We start from the raw sequence: 19,668 nt of genomic DNA on the forward strand, positions 1-19,668 counted from the left end.
AAAAGCCGTCGACTGCACAGCCATGCAAGGTAACTGTGGCGTATCCGGCGCGTCCCGGCCGACCTCGAAACCGGGATGCGCCCACTCGTGCTGACAGGACCAATCCTCATCGACATTTCTGACTTGCCGGGAGCACGCGCTTGCCGAATATGCCTGACAGTCTTGTTGTTCGGAGGTCACTGGCAGTCAGCGCTCACACGCTGTGGGTTGCCGGACCCTCGATACAACAATCTCGCGAAACCCCTCGAACCCAGGAGGAACTCATGGCATTGATGCGATACGACCCGTTCCGTGAACTGGATCGGTTGGCTGAGCAGGCACTGGCCGGCACACGCACGGCGCACACTCTGCCGATGGAGGCGTTTCGACGCGGTGACCAGTTCATCGTCGCTCTCGATGTGCCGGGCATGAAGAGCGATGACATCGATGTCACCGTTGAGCACAACGTCATCGAGATCACCGCGCGCCGTCGCCCGCTTCGCCAGGACGGTGATGAACTGATCGTCGATGAGCGGCCTCAGGGCGAGTTTCGCCGTCAGCTGTTTCTCGGTGACAACCTCGATCCGAACAGGCTCAGCGCGACATGCGACAGCGGTGTGTTGACGCTGACAGTTCCGGTGTCAGAGGCAAGCAAGCCGCGCAAGGTGCAGATCGGCGCCGCTGAGCAGAGCCAGCAGGCGATCCACGCTCCGTCCGCGCCACAAACAGTGGATGCGTAGGGCCAGTGATGGTTGAGCATTCGACAGTGGCGACCTCGGCGATGCGACCCAATGAACCTGCTCGCCAGGTGATCGCCACCTTCGACAACTATGCCGACGCCGAGCGGGCGGTCGACTACCTGTCCGATCAGCGGTTCGAAGTCAACCGGTTGGCCATCGTGGGCCGTGATCTCGAGTACGTCGAGCAGATCTTGGGCCGACTCAACTACGGCGGGGCGGCGTTACGCGGCGCAGGCTCCGGTGCTCTGGTCGGCGTGCTGATGGGCTGGATCTTCGGTCTCTTCAGCTGGATCGAGCCGATCATCTCAGCCCTGATGCTGGCCGGCTACGGCTTGGTCTTCGGCGCTGTCTTCGGCGCATTGATGGGCCTGCTGATCTACGCGCTGCAGCGCGGTCGCCGCGATTTCCGCTCCGTCAGCGCGCAGGTGCCCCGCCACTACGACCTGGTCGCCGACGTAGAAGTGGCCGACCGTGCACTGCAACTGCTCGCAGACAACCGAAAGGAATAGATCATGGCCACAGCGGTAGGCATCGACCTGGGAACAACCAACTCGGTGATCGCCGCCTGGCAGGGCGGGGAACCGATCGTGATCCCCAACACCGAAGGAGCGCGCACGACGCCGTCGGTGGTGGCGTTCACCGAAAGCGGGGAGCGCCTGGTCGGACAGCTGGCCAGGCGGCAGTCGGTCATGAATCCCAAGGGAACCATCTACTCGGCTAAGCGCTTCATCGGCCGACGGTTCGACGAGATATCGGAAGAAGCCAAGGCGGTCAGCTTCGACGTTGTCGAGGGTGAGGGAGGCGCCGCCCGGTTCGACGTGCGCGGCAAGAAGTACTCCCCTGAGGAGATCAGCGCGCAGGTGTTGCGCAAACTTGTCGACGACGCCGGAAAGTTCCTCGGTGAACGCGTCAAAGAGGCGGTGATCACCGTCCCGGCGTATTTCAACGACGCCCAGCGCAACGCCACCAAGGACGCCGGCCGAATCGCCGGGCTGGAGGTGCTGCGCATCATCAACGAGCCCACCGCCGCGGCGCTGGCCTACGGGCTGGACAAAAAGGGGCACGAGACGGTGCTCGTCTTCGACCTCGGTGGCGGCACGTTCGATGTGAGTCTGCTCGACGTGGGCGACGGTGTGGTCGAAGTGCGTGCCACGTCCGGTGATTCACACCTGGGTGGTGATGATTTCGATCGCCGGCTCGTGGAGTACCTCGCCGACGAGTTCCAGCGCGCAGAGAACATCGATTTGCGCAAGGATCCACAGGCGCTGCAGCGACTGTTCGAGGCGGCCGAGAAGGCCAAGGTCGAACTGTCGTCGATGGCGCAGACCCAGGTCAATCTGCCGTTCGTCACCGCCGACGCCAGCGGACCCAAGCATTTGACCACCACGATCATGCGATCGAAGTTCGAGGATCTGACCGCGGATCTGGTCGAGCGAACGATGGGCCCGGTCAAGCAGGCGATGAGCGACGCCAAGGTGAGTGCGAATGACATCGACGAGGTGATCCTGGTCGGCGGGTCCACCCGGATCCCCGCAGTCCAAGCCTTGGTGCGCCGGCTCACCGGCGGCAAAGACCCCAACATGAGTGTCAATCCGGATGAGGTGGTCGCGCTCGGCGCCGCAATCCAGGCCGGAGTGCTCAAGGGCGAGGTCTCTGATGTTCTGCTACTCGATGTCACGCCGCTATCGCTCGGTGTGGAGACCGCAGGCGGGCTGATGACCAAGATCATCGAGCGCAACACCACCATCCCCGTACGCCGCAGCGAGGTGTTCACCACTGCGGCCGACAGCCAGCCGGCCGTGGACATCGTTGTGCTGCAGGGTGAACGGGAGTTGGCCAGGGACAACCGGGTGCTCGGCCGTTTCAAGCTGGAGAACATCAGACCGGCGCCCAGGGGTGAGCCGCAGGTCGAGGTGACCTTCGATGTCGACGCCAACGGCATTCTGCACGTCACCGCACGGGACCAGGACACCGGCGCCGAGCAGAGCATCACCATCAGCGAGCAGTCCAACCTCGACAAGAACGAGGTTGAGCGGATGCTCGCCGATGCCGAGGCGAACCGACGCGAGGACGAGCGACTGCGCGAGACCGTCGAGGCGCGCAACGCACTCGACTCGGCGGCGTACCAGGTAGAGCGCAGACTTGCCGAGCTGGGCGAGCAGGCGGCGCCGCATGATCGGGCACGCGCCGAGATGTTGGTTGCCGATGCACGTCAAGCTGTTGCACAAGACGCACCGTTGGATCGAGTGCAGGCTCTGACATCTGAGCTACAACAGGTGCTTTATGGATTGCAGCCCATGTCCTCCGGTGGAGGGAACGGGCAGCCCACCGACAACGGCCAGGCCTCTCCCGTGGGTGATGACGATGTGGTCGACGCCGAGTTCGACCGGAGTTGAGCCCCCATGGTCAGCTCCGCAGAGCAATCCAAGGCCGAGGAACGGGTAGACGAGCATCCCTCAGAAGTAATTGTGGCCCCGCATGATTCGAGCGACGAGCTGGCCAAACTGGAGGATCGCTGGCGACGCGCCGTTGCCGATCTGGACAATGTGCGCAAGCGCTATGCCCGCGAGCTGGACCACGAACGAGCCACGGAACGATCGAGGGTGGCCGGGGCGTGGCTGCCCGTGGTGGACAATCTGGAGCGCGCGCTCAGTCATGCCGGCGAGCAGTCCGACGCGGTTGTCGCGGGCGTGCGGGGCATTCTCGAACAAGCTCTGCAGGTCCTCGAGCACCTCGGCTATCCGCGGAATGCGGAGGCAGGGGTGCCCTTCGACCCGGAGCGGCACGAAGTGGTCGGCGTGGTGGAGCAACCGGACAGCGCGCCCGGGACGGTTGTCGAAGTGCTGCGACCGGGTTACGGCGAAGGCTCGCGACAACTACGGCCGGCGGCCGTAGTTGTCAGCCGCCGCGGGGAGTGAGCTTCGTGGCCGGCGATTACTACCAGGTACTCGGGGTGTCGCGGGACGCGACAGCCGATCAGATCCAGCAGGCGTTTCGGACACTGGCCCGCAAGCATCACCCCGACGTCAACAAGGATCCTGGCGCTGAGGACCGATTCAAGGAGATCAACGAGGCCTACCATGTGCTCTCAGACCCCGAGACACGCAAGCGCTACGACCGATTCGGCGCGGACTTCCGCAAGGTCCCAGAGGATTGGGAGGAGCGGGTGGGAGCCGGTGCCGGCGGCTTTCGTGCAGGGGGACCCTCCGGGGCACGGGTGCGCTACGGCCAGGGTTCCGGCGGGGGAATCAACATCGAAGACCTCTTCGGCGACCTGTTCGGTGGTGGCGGCGGTTTCGGGCCGATTCCAGGTGCGGATCAGGAAGCGGTGTTGGAACTGACGGTTGAGGAGGCCTACCGGGGCGGCAAGCGGCAACTGTCATTGGGTGGTCGCAACTACACGGTGAACATTCCCGCCGGCGTCCTCGACGGGCAACGGATCCGGCTGGCGGGAGAAGGGGGCCGGGGCAGCGGCGATGGACCCGCCGGAGATCTGTACCTGCTGGTACGTATCACGCCGCATCCCCGGTTTCGACTGGATGGACGCAACATCACCCTCGATCTGCCGGTCTCGCCGTGGGAGGCGGTGCTGGGGACAACTGTCGCCATCGAAACTCCTGGCGGCGAGGCGAAAGTCAAGGTTCCGCAGGGCTCCTCGACCGGCCGCCGGCTGCGCTTGCGCGGTGAAGGAATGCCCAATCCGCGAGGTGGCGCGGGCGACCTCTATGCCGAGGTCAAGGTGATGGTGCCAGCCAAACCCACTGCGCGGGAGCGTGATCTGTTCAAGCAACTGGCCGCCGAATCCACCTTCGACCCCAGGAGGTCACGATGACCGCCCAACGCTACGTGCTGGCGCGGCGGTCCGAAATGCCGCTCGACGTCTTTGCGGCGCGCTGCGGGCTACACCCCGACATGGTGCGCCGACTGGTGGCGCTGGGCCTGCTGGGCTGCCGACGAGATGCCCGCGGTCACTTGTGGTTCCCGGCTTCCTCGTTGGCCACCGTCGGGAGAATCCAAAGGCTGCGAACCGGTCTGGGGCTGAACTACGCAGCGATCGGACTGGTGCTCGACCTGCTCGACCGTATCGACGACCTGGAATCGGCATCGCACCAAAGGAGGGCATCGCTGTGGACATCAACAAGCTGACGCAGAAGTCGCAGGAGGCGTTGGCTGAGGCTCAAGCCATCGCGACCCGGATGGCCCATACCGAGGTCGACGGTGAACACTTGTTGATGGCGCTGATTGATCAGTCCGAGGGCCTGGTGCCGCGGTTGCTTGATCAGGCGGGCGCCGACACCGCGGCACTGCGCAATGATCTCGAGCGTGAGTTGAACAGACGCCCGAAGGTCAGTGGCCCCGGCGCCGCGCCGGGCCAAGTCTCCGTCACCAGGCGGCTGGCGAACCTGTTGGATGCCGCCGAGCGGGAAGCCAAGCGGCTCAAGGACGAATACGTGTCCGTCGAACACCTTGTCATCGCGCTGACCGAAGAGGGTACGGCCAGCGCCGCTGGGAAGATTCTGGCCTCCCACCAGGTGACCCGAGATTCCTTCCTGGCTGCGCTGACCAAGGTGCGCGGCAACCAGCGGGTCACCTCGGCAACGCCGGAAGGCGCCTACGAGGCGCTGCAGAAGTACGGCCGCGACCTGGTCGCCGAGGGCCGTTCCGGCAAGATGGACCCGGTGATCGGGCGTGATGCCGAGATCCGCAGGGTGACGCAGATTCTCAGCCGCAAGACCAAGAACAATCCGGTACTCATCGGCGATCCCGGCGTTGGCAAGACTGCGATAGTCGAAGGGCTCGCCCAGCGCATCGTTCGCGGGGACGTCCCGGAAGGTCTGCGCGACAAGACCATATTTTCTCTCGATATGGGCGCACTGGTGGCAGGGGCCAAGTATCGCGGCGAGTTCGAGGAACGGCTGCAAGCGGTACTGGCAGAGGTAAAGGCCGCCGAGGGCCATATCTTGCTGTTTGTCGACGAATTGCACACTGTGGTCGGCGCTGGGGCGGCGGAGGGGTCCCTGGATGCCGGCAATATGCTCAAGCCGATGCTGGCTCGAGGTGAGCTGCACATGATCGGTGCCACCACCCTCGACGAGTACCGCAAGCACATCGAAAAGGACGCCGCCCTGGAGCGCCGATTCCAGACGGTGCTGGTGGACGAACCCGACGTCGAGGACACCGTTTCCATCTTGCGCGGGCTGCGTGAACGCCTCGAGGTGTTCCATGGGGTCAAGATCCAGGATGCCGCACTGGTGGCGGCGGCAACTCTGTCGCACCGTTACATCACCGACCGCTTCCTGCCGGACAAAGCGATCGATCTCGTGGATGAGGCGTGCGCGCGACTTCGTACCGAAATCGATTCCATGCCAGCGGAGTTGGACGAACTCACCAGGCGGGTGACCCGGCTCGAGATCGAGGAGGCAGCGCTGGCCAAGGAGACCGACGCGGCCAGCAAGTCACGTCTCGAGGAGCTTCGAAGAGAACTGGCGGATCTGCGCTCGGAAGCCGGCGCTCAGCACGCACAATGGGATGCCGAACGGCAGGCGATCCGGCGGGTACAGGAACTGCGCGGGCAACTCGAGCAGCTCCGGCATGAGACCGAAGAAGCCGAACGCAATTACGACCTCAATCGGGCCGCCGAGTTACGCTACGGCCAGATGACCGAACTGGAAAGAAGACTGGAAGCGGCCGAGGCGCAACTGAAGTCCAAGCAGGGCAAAACACGGTTGCTACGTGAGGTCGTGACCGAGGACGAGATCGCCGAAATCGTGGCTGCCTGGACGGGCATACCGGTCGCGCGGTTGCAGGAGGGTGAACGGGAAAAACTTCTGCGACTCGATGAGATACTGCATGAGCGGGTGATCGGCCAGGATGAGGCGGTCCAGTTGGTCGCCGATGCAGTCATTCGGGCCCGCTCGGGAATCCGCGACCCACGCCGACCGATCGGCTCCTTCATCTTCCTCGGACCCACCGGGGTAGGCAAAACCGAGCTGGCCAAGACGCTGGCCGCCGCGCTGTTCGACAGTGAGGACAACACGGTCCGGCTTGACATGAGCGAGTATCAGGAGCGGCACACGGTGAGCCGTTTGGTCGGTGCGCCACCGGGATACGTCGGCTACGAGGAGGGCGGCCAGCTCACCGAGGCGGTGCGGCGTAAGCCCTACTCGGTGGTGCTGCTCGACGAGATCGAGAAGGCGCACGCCGACGTGTTCAATACGCTGCTCCAGGTGCTGGACGACGGCCGGCTCACCGATGCGCAAGGACGCCAGGTCGACTTTCGCAACACGGTGGTCATCATGACCTCCAACATCGGATCGCATCACCTGCTCGACGGGGTCACCGCGGACGGGGAAATCAAGCCCGACGCGCGTGATCGGGTGATGGGCGAGTTACGCGGACACTTCCGGCCGGAATTCCTCAATCGCGTGGATGACATCGTGCTGTTCACGCCGCTGTCGATGCCGCAGCTTGAACGTATCGTCGAACTACAGCTGGCGGAGCTGCGGGATAGGTTGGCCGAAAGGCAAATCAAGCTCGACATCACCCCGGACGCTCGCCGGATGATCGCCGAACACGGATATGACCCGGTGTACGGAGCGCGGCCACTGCGCCGTTACATCGCCCACGAAGTCGAGACCAAGATCGGCCGTGCGCTGCTGCGCGGTGACATTGCCGGTGGTGGGGAAGTTCGCGTCACGGTAGAGAACGGCGAACTCGCCGTGGACTATTCGGAATCGGCCCTCGCGGCCTGATGGAGGAGGCGACATGGATTCAGACATCGTGACATGTCCGCACTGCGGAAAGCGCAATCGAGTGGCCGCGGCGGCTTCGGGCAAGCCCCGGTGTGCCAACTGCCACCAGTGGCTGCCGTGGATCGCTGAGGCCGGCGACGGAAACTTCGCTGACATTGCCGAAAAGGCCTCGGTGCCGGTTCTTGTGGACCTGTGGGCGACCTGGTGTGGGCCGTGCCGCATGGTCAGTCCGGCGCTGGAGCGTCTTGCAGGTGAACGCGCCGGACAACTCAAATTGGTCAAGGTCGATGTGGACAAGGCGCCGGCGACTTCGCAACGGTTCACGGTCAAGGCGGTGCCGACGCTCCTGCTCATGGAGAACGGCGAAGTACTCGGGCGTCAGTCTGGAGCCGCTCCCGTTGCAGCATTGCGTAATTGGCTGGATCAGGTGTTGTCTTCCGACAGTAGGAAGGAGACACAGCCATGACCTCGGTTGGTGTGGATCCAGACGTCGCAGCAATTCGGCGGGTACGCCCGCGGACCAGCGGCTGTGAGGAATGTCTGAGGCTTGGCACGCCGTGGGTGCATCTGCGGCTGTGTCTGACATGCGGACACGTTGGTTGCTGCGACTCGTCACCGATGCGGCATGCCCGGGCGCACGCGCACACGGTGAGCCATCCGATCGTTCGGTCCATGGAACCAGGGGAGAATTGGCGATGGTGTTATGTCCATGAGAATTTCGTCTGACGTCGACACCGACCAGCGCGCGTCGACTCCGCTGGCCGAAACCCCCGACTTGCATGGTGCCTACCCTTGCCTGTCCGACGATCAGATCGCCGTCCTCGAGACAGGAGGCGCCCGGCGCAGTGTCGATATCGGAGACGCGCTGGTTCGCGAGGGGAACGCTCGGATTACTTCTTCGTGATCCTGTCGGGCAAGGTCGCCGTCGTTTCGACCGACGACGACGGTGATCAACAGGTGATCCGGGTGCATGGCCCGGGGCGGTTTCTCGGAGAGTTGGGTGATCTCGAAGGTCAGGCCGCGTTCTACACCGCAGAAGTGGTGGAACCCGGTGAAGTGCTGGTGATACCGAATGAGCGGGTTCGGACCCTAGTCGCCCACGATCCGATACTCAGTGACCTCATTCTGCGTGCATACCTGTTGCGACGTTCGCTGCTCATCCAGGATGGATCAGGATTCCGGGTCATCGGCTCGTGTTTTGACCCCGATACCGTGCGGTTGTGCGAATTCGCTGCGCGAAACCGGCTGCCGCACAAATGGCTTGATCTCGAACGTGACAAGCACGCCGAGCGGCTGCTGCAGCGATTCGGCATATCACCGCAGGACGCACCGGTGGTGATCTGGGCCGGCGAGGTGCTGCGCAACCCGACCACAACCGAGCTGGCTCGCCGAGTGGGCCTGCCGGTGGCCGATACCGCGCCCCACGAATGCGACGTCGTTGTGGTGGGCGCCGGTCCAGCCGGACTGGGTGCGGCCGTGTACGGCTCGTCGGACGGTCTCATCACGGCGGCCGTGGAGCGAATCGCAACAGGTGGGCAGGCCGGCACATCGTCGAGAATCGAGAACTATCTAGGATTTCCGGGCGGGATCTCGGGTGGCGACTTGGCCGAGCGGGCGGTGCTGCAAGCCGGCAAGTTCGGCGCACGGATCATGGTTGCTGCTGAGGTGGTCGGCCTGGAATCAGGCAGCCGTCAGCATGTGCTGCATTTCGCTGATCAGTCGTCGGTGGTCACGCGTGCCGTGGTGCTTGCCACCGGAGCGCGGTACCGCAGGCTCGCCGTGCCTGGAATCGAATCGTTCGAGGGCAAGTGCGTCTACTACGCCGCCACCTATCACGAGGCGTTGATGTGCGGTACGGGGCCCGTCGTCATTGTCGGCGGGGGCAACTCCGCCGGCCAAGCCGCGGTGTTCCTTGCCGAGCGGGTCTCCCGGGTGTACGTCATGATCCGGGGTGACGACCTGAACGAGAACATGTCCCGATATCTCGTCGACCGGATCCGCCGGCACCCCCGGGTGACGGTGTGCTTGCATACCGAGGTCCGGGAGGTGCACGGGGATCACCTGCTCAACGCGGTGGTTGCCGAGGACACTCGGACAGGTGAGCAGCAGTCGATCCAGGCCCGCGCTCTGTTTGTCTTCATCGGTGCGGTTCCCAACACCTCGTGGCTCACAGGTGCCATCAAGCTCGACGACCACGGTTTCGTGGCGACCGGCTCGGCCGCTCGCTACTCGGACACCGACAGCAATCGCCGGGAGTCCCAACGTCAGCCGATGATGCTGGAGACCAGCCGTCCTGGTGTGTTCGCAGCAGGCGATGTGCGTAGTGGCTCGGTGAAGCGAGTGGCGTCGGCGGTCGGCGAGGGAGCTATGGCAATTCGACAAATCCATGAGTACTTTGGGGTGTAGTCGGCAGAACTTGGAGCTTGAACACCGCTTCGCCCAGCTCGCACCCGACAACCGCCGGCTCGTGAATATGGAGCAATCATGACAAACGCAGAGGATGTCCCGCTGACCGACGACAAGCCCGAAGCCGATGTGGCAGAACAGCAGATCCCCGTCGATCCCACAGTCGACGAAACAGGGTTGGATCCTGCTGATATCGCCAGCCGCAGGGATGCCGAGGCAGATCTCTCCGACGTGATCGACCAGGCCATCGTTGTTCCTCTCGCTGACGATGATCGCCCGGTGCAGCAATGACCGCGGCCCAGTCGAGAATCCGCGCCTGGTTTACTGCGCGCTGCTGCTCACTCACGCCGCCGTCGGATGGACGTTACGGAAGAAGGTCGTGATGTCGTTGCCGACAAGCGAGGTCTCTTCTCGCGCAGCGAAGTGGCCTCCACGCGGCATGCTGGTGTAACGAACCAGATTATACTTGCGCTCTACCCAGCTGCGCGGCGGCTTGGCGCCCAGGTCTGCCGGGAACCAGGCGATCGCGGTAGGCGTCGTGACCCGGTGAAGTGTTGGTGCGTAACCATTTCCACGCTCATAGTATTCGCGCAGCGACGTCGAGATCGTGTTCGTGAACCAGTACAGCGATGCCTGGGTCAGCAGAAAATCATCGCTGAAGCTGGCGAAGTCGTCGCTCCAGGCCCGGTACTTCTCCAGGATCCAGGCCAGCAGGCCCGATGGGGAGTCGCTCAGTCCCTGCGCCAGCGTCATCGGACGGGTGCGGTGCTGGTGGGCGTAGGCGCCCTCCTCGTCGGCCCAGATCTTGAAGTCGCTGAGGAACGTTCGCGATTCGGTGTCCAGGTTGCCTTCGTCGCCGGTGAAGGTGCGATCGACATCCAGAAGATGTAGTCCGACAACCGATTCCGGATGAGCTTGCGCGAGCCAACCGGCAATGCCGGCACCGAGGTCGCCGCCGTGCACACCGTAGTGGCGGTATCCGAGTTCGTCATGCATGAGTCGATGCCAGAGTTCGTGTGTAGGCAGCGACTGGTCCAGGCTCGGGCGGGCATCGGAGAAGGTGAACCCGGGCAGTGATGGCACGATTACCGTGAATCCGTTGTCGGCCAGCATTTTCGCCAGCTCGACCAACTCAAAGAATGTGCTGGGCCATCCGTTGGCCAGGAGAAGTGGCAGGGCGTCGTCCCGGCCGGCGTTGAACCGGAGGTAGTGGATCTGGACGCCGTCGATCTGGGCGAAACGGTGCGGAAGCGCGTTGATGTGCGTTTCCCAGCCCCGCCAGTCGTATCCGTCGCCCCAGTAGGCGATCAGGCGGCGCAGCGTCTCAGCATCGGTGCCCGCCTGCCAGGGGGGACGAGGCCAAGTTCGCGCCCATCTCGTGTTGCGCAGGCGCGAGCGCAGATCTTCCAGGTCATCGGGGGTGACATTGAGAGTCTTCCGCAGATAGGACACCACTAAAACGTATTACTGGTGTCGAGGTCTGTCAACACCTGATTACGGCTAAGCTGGTGTCGTGGATTTGACCGTGGTCGAGCAGTTCCTCAACACGCTGGACGAGCGGACGTTCAGCGTGCACGGTGAACGCCATGTCCCCAGCGACGAATTGTGTTCGCTTGCAGGATTATCGGCGTGGTTGCGTGCGCATCATCTCGACGATGCGGAGCTGGCCGAGTCCGACCTGAATGTTGCGGTGGCCTTGCGTGCGAGCCTTCGGCAACTGTTGGGGGGCGGGGCGGTCGAGCTCTCCGCCTTCGACCCATATGCCTTACGTCTGGCGCCGGACTCAGCCGGACACCTGCGCATCGCCGCAGACACCGGCGTGGCGGGGCTGGACGTGATCGTGGAGACGGTGGCGACCAGTGTCGCCGCCGGCAAATGGCACCGCCTCAAGCTGTGCGCTTCGCCGGACTGTCGATGGGCGTTCTACGACACGTCCCGCAGTGGTGGGGGTCGGTGGTGCTCGATGGACGTCTGTGGCAACCGACACAAAACCCGCACCTACCGTCGTTCGCGCGCGCAGCGGAGCCAATGAGGTGCGCTGATCAGCTCCACGACCTGGTTGGCGTCGACACGGCGTATGAACCGGTGATGACGCCGTTGTTGACCGTGTAGTACCCGTCTTGCACGTACAGGGTGTACGTGCCCGTGAAGGTGACCAGAGCGCCGACGCCGCTTTGGACATTGTCGGTACCCCCGGTGAAACCGCTCGGAGCGAAGTACCCGGCAGCTCCGTTCGAGGGGTTGCGTGTCGTCCCGATCGTGTCGCCGTCAGCATCGGTGAACTTGATACCGCTGACGGTCTTGAGTCCGAAGACGTTCGTCACCCCGCTGGAGCTGACAAAGGTGGGTGCGCTGTTCACCGCGAAAGTGGACATCGTCACCGTGGTGTACGCGACGCTCCCAGTGAAGCTGTCTGTCACTGCGACAGTGAACGTGTCACTCACATCCGCTCCGGATGCCCCTACCTTGGCCGCCGCGTGGAAGTACGACTTGTCCTTGATGATGGTGTAGGTGTACGAGCCGTCTGCATTGAACGTGACGGTGCCACCGTTGGTGGTCGTGGACACGGGGGCGTGGGTCACCGAATTGACCAACGAATAGGTGAGGGTGTCTCCATCGGCGTCGGTGGCGATGATCCTGCCGGTGGTCGTCTGCTGCCGGTTGTTACCGGTCAGGGTGTCGAGGCGCCACTTGTTGGAGTCCGTGCTGCCCTTGTCCGTCGTCGTCGAGACCACCACAGGCGCGTTGTTGGTCACCGTGGGCTGGACGGCCATGCGCAATGTGACGGTGCGGCCATTGGCATCGGTGGCGAGCACAGTCACGATGTCGTCGTTCGCGGTGACGCGGCCTACGTTCGAGACGTAGGTGAACGCTCCGGTGGAGGGGTTGAACGAGGTCACCGTCCCCTTTGTCGGGGCGCTGCCCAGCGTGTAGCTGGTGAACACTCCCGGGGAATTGGTCGAACCCGGCACCGAGCCACTGACGACGTACGGCGTGGAGGTGTTGACGTTGGTCGGGGTGATCGACGTGGTGTTGGTGACCGTGACCGTTCTGATGACGCTGCCGCCGTGGCCGTCGGACACTCGTACCTGAAAGCTCTGAGTGGCACCCGCCGTCGCCGACGAGACGTAGGTGAAATCACCCGTGGTCGGGTTGATGGTGACGATCCCGCCGTTACCGGTGCCGTTCTTGGTGTAAGCGGAGTTGCCGCTCGCACCGTTGACCGACGTGTCGACCAGCGAATAGGTCAACGTGTCGCCGTCGGAATCGCTGCCGGTGACTTTGCCCTTCACGACGCCGAGTGCGTCGGAGCTGCCCACGGTGTGGGTTGCCGTCGGATTGGCGTTCGAACCGCCGACGATTTCGATCTTGAAGGTGAGCGTGTACGAGACGCCGTCTGCGGACAGCACCGGTATCTGCACGGTGTCGTATCGGTCCTCGGGGTTCTCCGAGGTCGACCTGTGCAGAAACGCGGCACTCTGGAACCACGGTGTGTAAGTGAAGCCGCCGTCGACGGTGTTCACCGTGACCGTTGCCCCGCCGATCTGGGAGATGTACGTCGCGCCGAGGGACCCTCCGGCGGGGAAAGTCACGGGGTTCCCGTCCGGATCGACCGCATGGAACGTGCCGGCCGCGTAGAGGCCGAAGCCCGGAGTGGCGTAATGCCAACTGTCGTAGGTCGTGCTGGTGGTGAAGGTTGTCAGGACGGCCATTTCCTGAAACCGCTTGTACATGGCAACCACGGCGATGTAGGTCACGATGGTGAAGGGATTCACCTGGGCGGCGGTCCAGGTGGGCAGTGTCAGATTGAAGGCTCGTTGGGGCTCGTTGAACGCGCCGCCGTCGCCGCCGAGAAGTGCTGCAGCCTGCGCCGCAACAACTTTGCTGGACAGACTGCTGAAGTTGCTGAGATCGGATTCGGTGACGGTGGCCCCGGTGGTTGCCTTGATGACATGGATCGCCCACTGGACCGGGTCGTAGATGCCGTTCAGCATGTCCTGCAGAACCGTTGCCGTCCCCACCACGGCGGCACCCATGATCTTGTACTGCGTGATGATGCCGAACGTGCCTGCGCCGTCGGAGATTCTGAATGGCGGCACCACACGATTGAAGAAGTCGCCGAGCGTGTTGAGAGTGTCGGTGAACGTGAAGTTGGGTAGCGCCGGCTTGACGAAGAGCCCCACGATCTCGAGCAGATCGGGAAGCCAGCGCGCCGGACTACCCGGCAGAGCGGCAGAGATCAACGCGTCCAGCTGGTCGTTGGCGGCATCGAGGCTGTGGTCGGTCACGTAATTGGTGATGTCGACGAAGTTTCGCGGGACACCGGGCCAGGTTCCCAATCGGTTGATCGCCCGCTGCAACACGGCCAGGAAATGTTCGTTCGACCCGGGCACGGCTGTTGTGACCGCCAAGGCAACCGGTGCAGCGGCCGTTGGCGGCTCCGGTTCAACCACGGAATCGATGTTCGCCGGCGCCAACGGCTCGTCGGGCTCAATGGCACCGTTCGGAGCCGACGAGGATGCCGGCGGCGCGTCGATCTCCTCCGTGTCCGTCGGATGACTCTGTGGTGCCGGGGGCGTTGATTCGACCGGCGACTCGACCTCGGGAGACTCCTCGGTCTCGTCCGTCGCCGTCGGTGAGTCGTCTACCTCATCGGGATCCGTGGGTTCTTCGTCGGAATCCTCGTCCTCCGAATCCGTGTCCGGCGCATCGTCGGGATCCTCGTCCGCCTCAATTGCGTCGTCGTCTTCGTCCTCCGCAGACTCGTCGTCCTGCGCGGACTCGTCGTCTTGCTCTGATGCCGACGGGGTTGTGTCTCGGGTGCTGCTGCCGGCGTCGTCATTGTCCTGCCCACTGGACGGGCCGGCGGCTCCATCGGCGCTGGAGGACGAATCTCCGGAACTCGGGGAATCACCCGTGCTGGCCGACGCGACGCCTTGGCCGCTGGCGATAGCTGCGGCAAGCCCGGTGCCGACCATTCCAGCTAGTAACCACCGCGAGCAATCATTTGTCGCAAAGCTAGAGGGCTTGCGATGACGACCTTTGATCCGACGTGACTTCCGAGGGCTGGAGGCGGCCAATGTTGCTCCCTTGCTCTGCTCGATTACCCCGAGCTGCTCCGAACAGCGACATAATCTGCGTGATTTCGCAAGCATCACCAACGCCGTGGAACGTGCCGCGACGACGACGACTCACAAAAGGTGAGGCAGATCACGGGACATTAACATATCCGTTAAATTGTTCACTCGTTGCTCGGCAAAAAAGTGGTCAGAGTGTCAGCGCATGCAGGGCGGTCCGTGACGCTGCCTGTCGCTCCTTGCAGACGCTGGGAGCGCGCGGTTCGACGCCTCATCCTGCTGGCTCGACACCTTGTGCGTGAGAGCTGTTCGCAGCTGACGTCCGGTGCCGCATTTCCCCGGGCGCATCGCGACATCGGGTAGACGCGTAGGGGTAGGTCTGCTGATCAGGCGGTGGTCACGGGTGGAAGTTCCACTGGCCGCAATCCTGGGCCAGGACATCGTTGACATCCACGCGGATGCCGCCCACCACGGGTCCAGGATTGGATTCGGTGTCGATGATGCGCTGGTAGAGAACTGCGCCGGGATAGATCTCTCCCTGCGACCAGGACCGGGTCTGCCAGGCCCATACCTTGCCCGGCGTGCGGGAGCGACCGATGACACCGTCGGCCGTCGCCCACTGGCACGTCCGGATCCCCCCGTACACGCCGGTGCGCTGCACTCCGATCACCGAGTTGATCCCTCGAAACCACGGCAGCGCGACATTGATCCACGTTTGGCGGTCGATGTCGTCGTCGACGCTGAAATAGATCGGTGCGCTCTGCCCGCCACCGGCGGCGGTGTGCAGCTGCCAGCCGGTACGGGCGTCGGCGACGCCGCCGGCGTACCCGCGGGTGAAGTCCGACGGTGCCGTGCCGCCCGGTTTGCCGTACTGGTAGTTGCTGACGATCACCAGGCCGGCGGCGTTGAGCGACTGCGCGTAGGGCAGGGTGATCGGCTTGGCGCCGAAGGACGAACCGGGCCGCGAGGTGGAGACGTAATTGATCACCCCGGCGTGGCCCGCCGCGCGGATGTCCTGAGCGGGTATCTGGCGCATGGCGTAGTCGATCAGTGTGGGACCCGCGGCCGCCGCTGGGGGTGAGCCGACTCCGGTTGCGGCACCCAGGCCCGCCAGCGCGGACGCGGCGGTGGCATAGCGCAACGCCTCACGCCGGGTCAGGAGCACGTGGAGATGTTAACAAAGTGGCATTTGTGAATGTTGTGACCTTTGGTTCGACGTCGTGTCGTGTCGCCGCCTGCAGGCCACAACGACGAGTGGACATCGCCCGGGGTGGTTCGTAGCCTGTGCCGGGACACCCACAGCCGGGCCGGGACGGTCCGCGTGACGAAGGATCGTGAACAATCCGAATGACCTGGATGCGCCATTCACTTCGGCGAACGGTGTGCGGTTCGGCCGCCGCGGTCCTGGTGTTGGCGGTGTCGCTGGGCGACGTGTTGGCGGACCCGGCGGCCGACGCGCTGGCCAAGCTCAACGATCTGTCCAGTCAGGCTTTGGAGAGCCGCAAGGCTGTCACCACTGCCCAGGATGATGTGGACGCCAAGCTCGCTGTCCAGACCACTGCCGAAGAGAGGCACCGAGCCGATCTGAAGGCGCTCGACGTCGCCAATGCCGCGCTTGCGCCCTATCAGCAAGCGGTCGACCAGGTGGCGGTCATGACCTATATGAGCGGACACACCGGTCAGTTGAGCGCGGCGCTCACCGCGCAGTCCCCACAGGGACTGATCGACGGGCTGTCACTGCAGCGGGCAGTGGCCACGCAGGCCGCCGGCCAACTTCGGGAGTTCCAGGCCCGACGCGAGCGCGCCGCCGCTGCTGCCCGAGCATCGGAGAAGTCGGCCGCCGACGCCCGCGCCGCGGCGCAGCAGGCCGCAGCAGTGCGTGCGGAACTGCAGGCCAAACTGAACGAGATGCTGAGGCAGATCACCGCTGCCGAGGCGCAGTACGCAGCGTTGACGCCGCAGCAGCAGGCCGCGGTCGACATTGCCTCCGCACCTGCTCCGCCACCTCTTGCCGCGATGCCCGGTTTGCCGCCCGGTGATGTTGCTCCTCCCGGGGCCCCGCCCCTTGCTCCTCCCCCTGCTGCGGTGCTGAACCCGGAGGCGCTGCCGGTGGGGGTGGCCTCAGAGGTTGGGCTCCAACCGAACACCATCCTCGCGGCGCGGGCCGTCAGCCACCAGTTCCCCCAGATCTCCGATATCGGTGGAGTGCGGCCGGACTCGAAACCATGGCATCCGAGCGGTCTGGCGATCGACATCATGATCCCCAACGCGGGTAGCCCTGAGGGCATCGCACTCGGCGACCAGATCATGACGTTCTTCCTCAGCAATGCAGCCCAGTACGGAGTTCAGGACGTGATCTGGCGCGGCGTCTACTACACGCCGGGCGGCCCGCAGGGCTCGGGCTACGGGCACTTCGACCATGTGCACGTGACCACTACGCCGCGCCGCTGATCAGTTCTGGCTGGTGCCGTCGTCGACGTGGCTTTGGCGCGCCTCGCGAGATTGCGGGTCCCCCAGGCGGTTTAGATCCGTCCGTCCGGGAACATCGTCTTGACCGCCCGGGTGACGTTGTTGCGCGCGGTGGCGGCATCGGTGGGATCCAGGGAACCGATGGCCATGACGAAGCGGCGGTCGGGCCCGATGGCACCGGTGGAGACATGTAACTGATTGCCGCCGTTCCAGCAGCAGAACCAACCCTGCTTGACGGCTACCGGCTCAGCAGAGAGCCCGTCGGGGATGCCAAACCGCTGTGGGTATCCGTCATTGCCCGACGGGGTGAACTGGGCGAGGTTGCTCAAGATCGTGTCGGCCTGCTCACGGGGTAGCCCGCCAGTGCCGTCCAACAGCATCGCGTAATAGCGCACCAGATCGGTGGCGGTGCTTTGTGTGACGTCCCAGTGCCCGTTGTACGGGGCAGTGGTTCCCGCAAGACCGTAACGCGCCTTGATCCGGGAGATGATCGCGTTTCCGCCGCTGCGGTCCCAAAAGCTCTGCGCCGCACTGTCATCGGAGGAGCGCAACATGACGTCGAGCGATCTGCGGTCGGCGGCGCTCAGTTCCGTTTCACCCTGGGACTCCTGCAGTAACAGGTCGTCGGCGATGAACAGCTTCACCACCGAGGCGATGGGGAAGGGCTGGCTGTTGCCGTTGGTCACCAGCTGGCCGGTGTCGCGGTCCAATACCGCCGTCTCGATGGTGGCACCGGACTGTGCGGCATCATCGGTGGCCTGACGTGTCCGCGCCTCGAGCCCGTCGAACGGCGCGGTCACCTCCACCGCCGGCGCCTGAGGTAGCACCGGAACAGGAGCCTGCGGGGTGACCTCGGCTGCAGGCGGCATTCCCGAGACTTGCGCTTCGCACCCGCCGATCAGCAGCGCCACGCTGAGAATCGTCACCCCACCCAGGGCCCACCGCAGCCGTCGCATGTTCTCAGGTTAGCCGCAGGGCGTCAGTTGTTCGCTTTGGTAACAGGTCGCCACCCGATCGGTTGCAGAATGAATTCACGTCTGGAAGCCGGCAGCACCCAGCAAATAGGTTTTTCGGGTGCGTCGCCGAACCGTCCTCCAGCTTTCTGCCCTGGTGGCTGCGGCAGCGGCGCTGGGCCACGCCCCGATCGCATCGGCGGCAGGTACGCGCTGGACCGCGGATCAGGCCAATGCCTGGTATCAACAGCAGGGCTGGCTGGTCGGCGCCAACTACATCCCGGCCACGTCCAGCAACCAGCTCGAGATGTGGCAGGCAGGCACCTACGACCCCCGGCGCATCAACGGTGAGCTGCAGGTGGCACGTCAGATCGGGTTCAACACCGTCCGGGTGTTCCTGCACGACCAGCTCTGGGCCCAGGATCGGGCGGGGTTCCTGCAGCGAGTGAACCAATTCGTCGGCATCGCCTCCAGCCACGGCATCAAACCGCTGTTCGTCCTCTTCGACTCCTGCTGGGACCCACACCCGAGAATCGGTCCCCAAAAGGCCCCGACCGCAGGCGTGCACAACTCCCGGTGGGTGCAGGGTCCCGGCGCCGCGCTCATCGACAAACCGGAGTACCAGCCCATCCTCCGCGACTATGTCACCGGAGTCATCGGGGCCTTCCGCAATGACGGTCGCGTGCTGGGCTGGGACCTGTGGAATGAGCCGGACAACCCGGCACCCCAGTACAGCGCCGTCGAGCGCAGCGACAAGGAAGAGGTCGTCGGCAAGCTGCTGCCGCAGGTGTTCCAATGGGCTCGTTCGGTCAACCCCGCTCAGCCGCTGACCAGCGGCGTATGGCGAGGATCGTTTCGCAACCCGACTGGCATCGCCGCGATGCAACTGGACAACTCCGACATCATCACGTTCCACAGCTACGCAGAACCAGAGACGTTCGAGGACAAGATCGACGAACTCGCGCCGCTCGGACGGCCGATCCTGTGCACCGAGTACCTGGCCCGCGAGGACGGCTGCACCGTCGAAGACATCCTGCCGATCGCCAAACGGCGCGGGGTGGGTGCCTACAACTGGGGTCTGATCGCCGGCCGCACACAGACCTACTTCCCGTGGGATTCCTGGGATGACCCGTACGACGACATCCCGGAACAGTGGATGCACGACCTGGTCCACCCCGACGGCCGGGCCTTTCGCGCAAGTGAGATCCAGACCATCCAGACACTGGCCAGAAGCGTCTGACACCACCGTTTCGTGAACACAATGAGCGCAACCTGGCGCCGGCACCGCCAG

Annotated in this window: 19 protein-coding genes; 15 read left to right on the plus strand and 4 right to left on the minus strand. The window is 64.2% G+C overall.

Annotated elements, in window-relative coordinates; translation table 11 throughout:
* The first annotated feature begins 263 nt into the window (after positions 1 to 263).
* From BVC93_RS12960 to BVC93_RS13010, 12 genes are all read left to right on the plus strand, one after another.
* Entirely contained in the window at positions 264 to 719 is a 456-nt protein-coding gene (locus tag BVC93_RS12960; protein ID WP_083737710.1) for an Hsp20/alpha crystallin family protein, read from the plus strand.
* Between the two features lie 8 nt (positions 720 to 727).
* On the plus strand, positions 728 to 1,228 hold the full coding sequence (locus BVC93_RS12965; RefSeq protein ID WP_083737712.1) for a general stress protein: 501 nt from the start codon (positions 728 to 730) through the stop codon (positions 1,226 to 1,228).
* Positions 1,229 to 1,231: 3 nt separating this feature from the next.
* Positions 1,232 to 3,115 carry a molecular chaperone DnaK gene (gene dnaK, locus BVC93_RS12970; protein ID WP_083737714.1) on the plus strand — a complete coding sequence of 628 codons (1,884 nt, stop codon included), beginning with the start codon at positions 1,232 to 1,234 and terminating at the stop codon, positions 3,113 to 3,115.
* 6 nt (positions 3,116 to 3,121) lie between these two features.
* The gene (locus BVC93_RS12975; RefSeq protein WP_083737716.1) at positions 3,122 to 3,637 is read left to right on the plus strand and encodes a nucleotide exchange factor GrpE; all 516 of its coding nucleotides are present in this window, start codon (positions 3,122 to 3,124) and stop codon (positions 3,635 to 3,637) included.
* Between the two features lie 5 nt (positions 3,638 to 3,642).
* Positions 3,643 to 4,551, plus strand: a complete 909-nt coding sequence (locus BVC93_RS12980) for a DnaJ C-terminal domain-containing protein (RefSeq protein ID WP_083741014.1) — start codon at positions 3,643 to 3,645, stop codon at positions 4,549 to 4,551.
* Positions 4,548 to 4,865 carry a chaperone modulator CbpM gene (locus tag BVC93_RS12985; protein ID WP_083737718.1) on the plus strand — a complete coding sequence of 106 codons (318 nt, stop codon included), beginning with the start codon at positions 4,548 to 4,550 and terminating at the stop codon, positions 4,863 to 4,865. Before BVC93_RS12980 ends, BVC93_RS12985 begins: the two co-directional genes overlap by 4 nt.
* Entirely contained in the window at positions 4,847 to 7,471 is a 2,625-nt protein-coding gene (gene clpB / locus BVC93_RS12990; protein ID WP_083737719.1) for an ATP-dependent chaperone ClpB, read from the plus strand. Before BVC93_RS12985 ends, clpB begins: the two co-directional genes overlap by 19 nt.
* Before the next feature lie 13 nt (positions 7,472 to 7,484).
* Positions 7,485 to 7,937: a thioredoxin gene (gene trxA / locus BVC93_RS12995; protein ID WP_083737720.1), complete on the plus strand. Its 453-nt coding sequence runs from the start codon at positions 7,485 to 7,487 to the stop codon at positions 7,935 to 7,937.
* Complete coding sequence (locus tag BVC93_RS13000) at positions 7,934 to 8,197, plus strand: UBP-type zinc finger domain-containing protein (protein ID WP_083741015.1); 264 nt, start codon at positions 7,934 to 7,936, stop codon at positions 8,195 to 8,197. The genes trxA and BVC93_RS13000 overlap by 4 nt, the downstream gene beginning before the upstream one ends.
* Entirely contained in the window at positions 8,181 to 8,375 is a 195-nt protein-coding gene (locus BVC93_RS33980; protein ID WP_236950348.1) for a hypothetical protein, read from the plus strand. The genes BVC93_RS13000 and BVC93_RS33980 overlap by 17 nt, the downstream gene beginning before the upstream one ends.
* On the plus strand, positions 8,372 to 9,877 hold the full coding sequence (locus tag BVC93_RS13005; protein ID WP_236950349.1) for an FAD-dependent oxidoreductase: 1,506 nt from the start codon (positions 8,372 to 8,374) through the stop codon (positions 9,875 to 9,877). Before BVC93_RS33980 ends, BVC93_RS13005 begins: the two co-directional genes overlap by 4 nt.
* A 78-nt stretch (positions 9,878 to 9,955) precedes the next feature.
* A complete protein-coding gene (locus BVC93_RS13010; RefSeq protein WP_083737722.1) occupies positions 9,956 to 10,168 on the plus strand; it encodes a hypothetical protein in 213 nt (70 codons plus the stop codon).
* Between the two features lie 51 nt (positions 10,169 to 10,219).
* Here BVC93_RS13010 and BVC93_RS13015 read toward each other — a convergent pair whose 3' ends face one another.
* Positions 10,220 to 11,329 (minus strand): epoxide hydrolase family protein, encoded by a 1,110-nt coding sequence (locus BVC93_RS13015; RefSeq protein ID WP_157516896.1) that lies wholly within the window; start codon positions 11,327 to 11,329, stop codon positions 10,220 to 10,222.
* Positions 11,330 to 11,402: 73 nt separating this feature from the next.
* Here BVC93_RS13015 and BVC93_RS13020 point away from each other — a divergent pair, with 73 nt between their 5' ends.
* Complete coding sequence (locus BVC93_RS13020) at positions 11,403 to 11,909, plus strand: CGNR zinc finger domain-containing protein (RefSeq protein ID WP_236950350.1); 507 nt, start codon at positions 11,403 to 11,405, stop codon at positions 11,907 to 11,909.
* 10 nt (positions 11,910 to 11,919) lie between these two features.
* Here BVC93_RS13020 and BVC93_RS13025 read toward each other — a convergent pair whose 3' ends face one another.
* Entirely contained in the window at positions 11,920 to 15,033 is a 3,114-nt protein-coding gene (locus BVC93_RS13025) for an Ig-like domain-containing protein (protein ID WP_236950438.1), read from the minus strand.
* 319 nt (positions 15,034 to 15,352) lie between these two features.
* Positions 15,353 to 16,120 carry a DUF1906 domain-containing protein gene (locus BVC93_RS13030; RefSeq protein ID WP_083737726.1) on the minus strand — a complete coding sequence of 256 codons (768 nt, stop codon included), beginning with the start codon at positions 16,118 to 16,120 and terminating at the stop codon, positions 15,353 to 15,355.
* 182 nt (positions 16,121 to 16,302) lie between these two features.
* Between BVC93_RS13030 and BVC93_RS13035 the strand changes: the two genes are divergently transcribed.
* Positions 16,303 to 17,406 (plus strand): coiled-coil domain-containing protein, encoded by a 1,104-nt coding sequence (locus BVC93_RS13035; RefSeq protein ID WP_083737728.1) that lies wholly within the window; start codon positions 16,303 to 16,305, stop codon positions 17,404 to 17,406.
* Positions 17,407 to 17,477: 71 nt separating this feature from the next.
* Here BVC93_RS13035 and BVC93_RS13040 read toward each other — a convergent pair whose 3' ends face one another.
* On the minus strand, positions 17,478 to 18,380 hold the full coding sequence (locus BVC93_RS13040; RefSeq protein WP_083737730.1) for a serine hydrolase: 903 nt from the start codon (positions 18,378 to 18,380) through the stop codon (positions 17,478 to 17,480).
* Positions 18,381 to 18,498: 118 nt separating this feature from the next.
* Here BVC93_RS13040 and BVC93_RS13045 point away from each other — a divergent pair, with 118 nt between their 5' ends.
* Positions 18,499 to 19,617 (plus strand): cellulase family glycosylhydrolase, encoded by a 1,119-nt coding sequence (locus BVC93_RS13045; RefSeq protein ID WP_083737732.1) that lies wholly within the window; start codon positions 18,499 to 18,501, stop codon positions 19,615 to 19,617.
* Positions 19,618 to 19,668: the final 51 nt, after the last annotated feature.

The sequence above is a fragment of the Mycobacterium sp. MS1601 genome (assembly GCF_001984215.1).
Taxonomy (GTDB): Bacteria; Actinomycetota; Actinomycetes; order Mycobacteriales; family Mycobacteriaceae; genus Mycobacterium.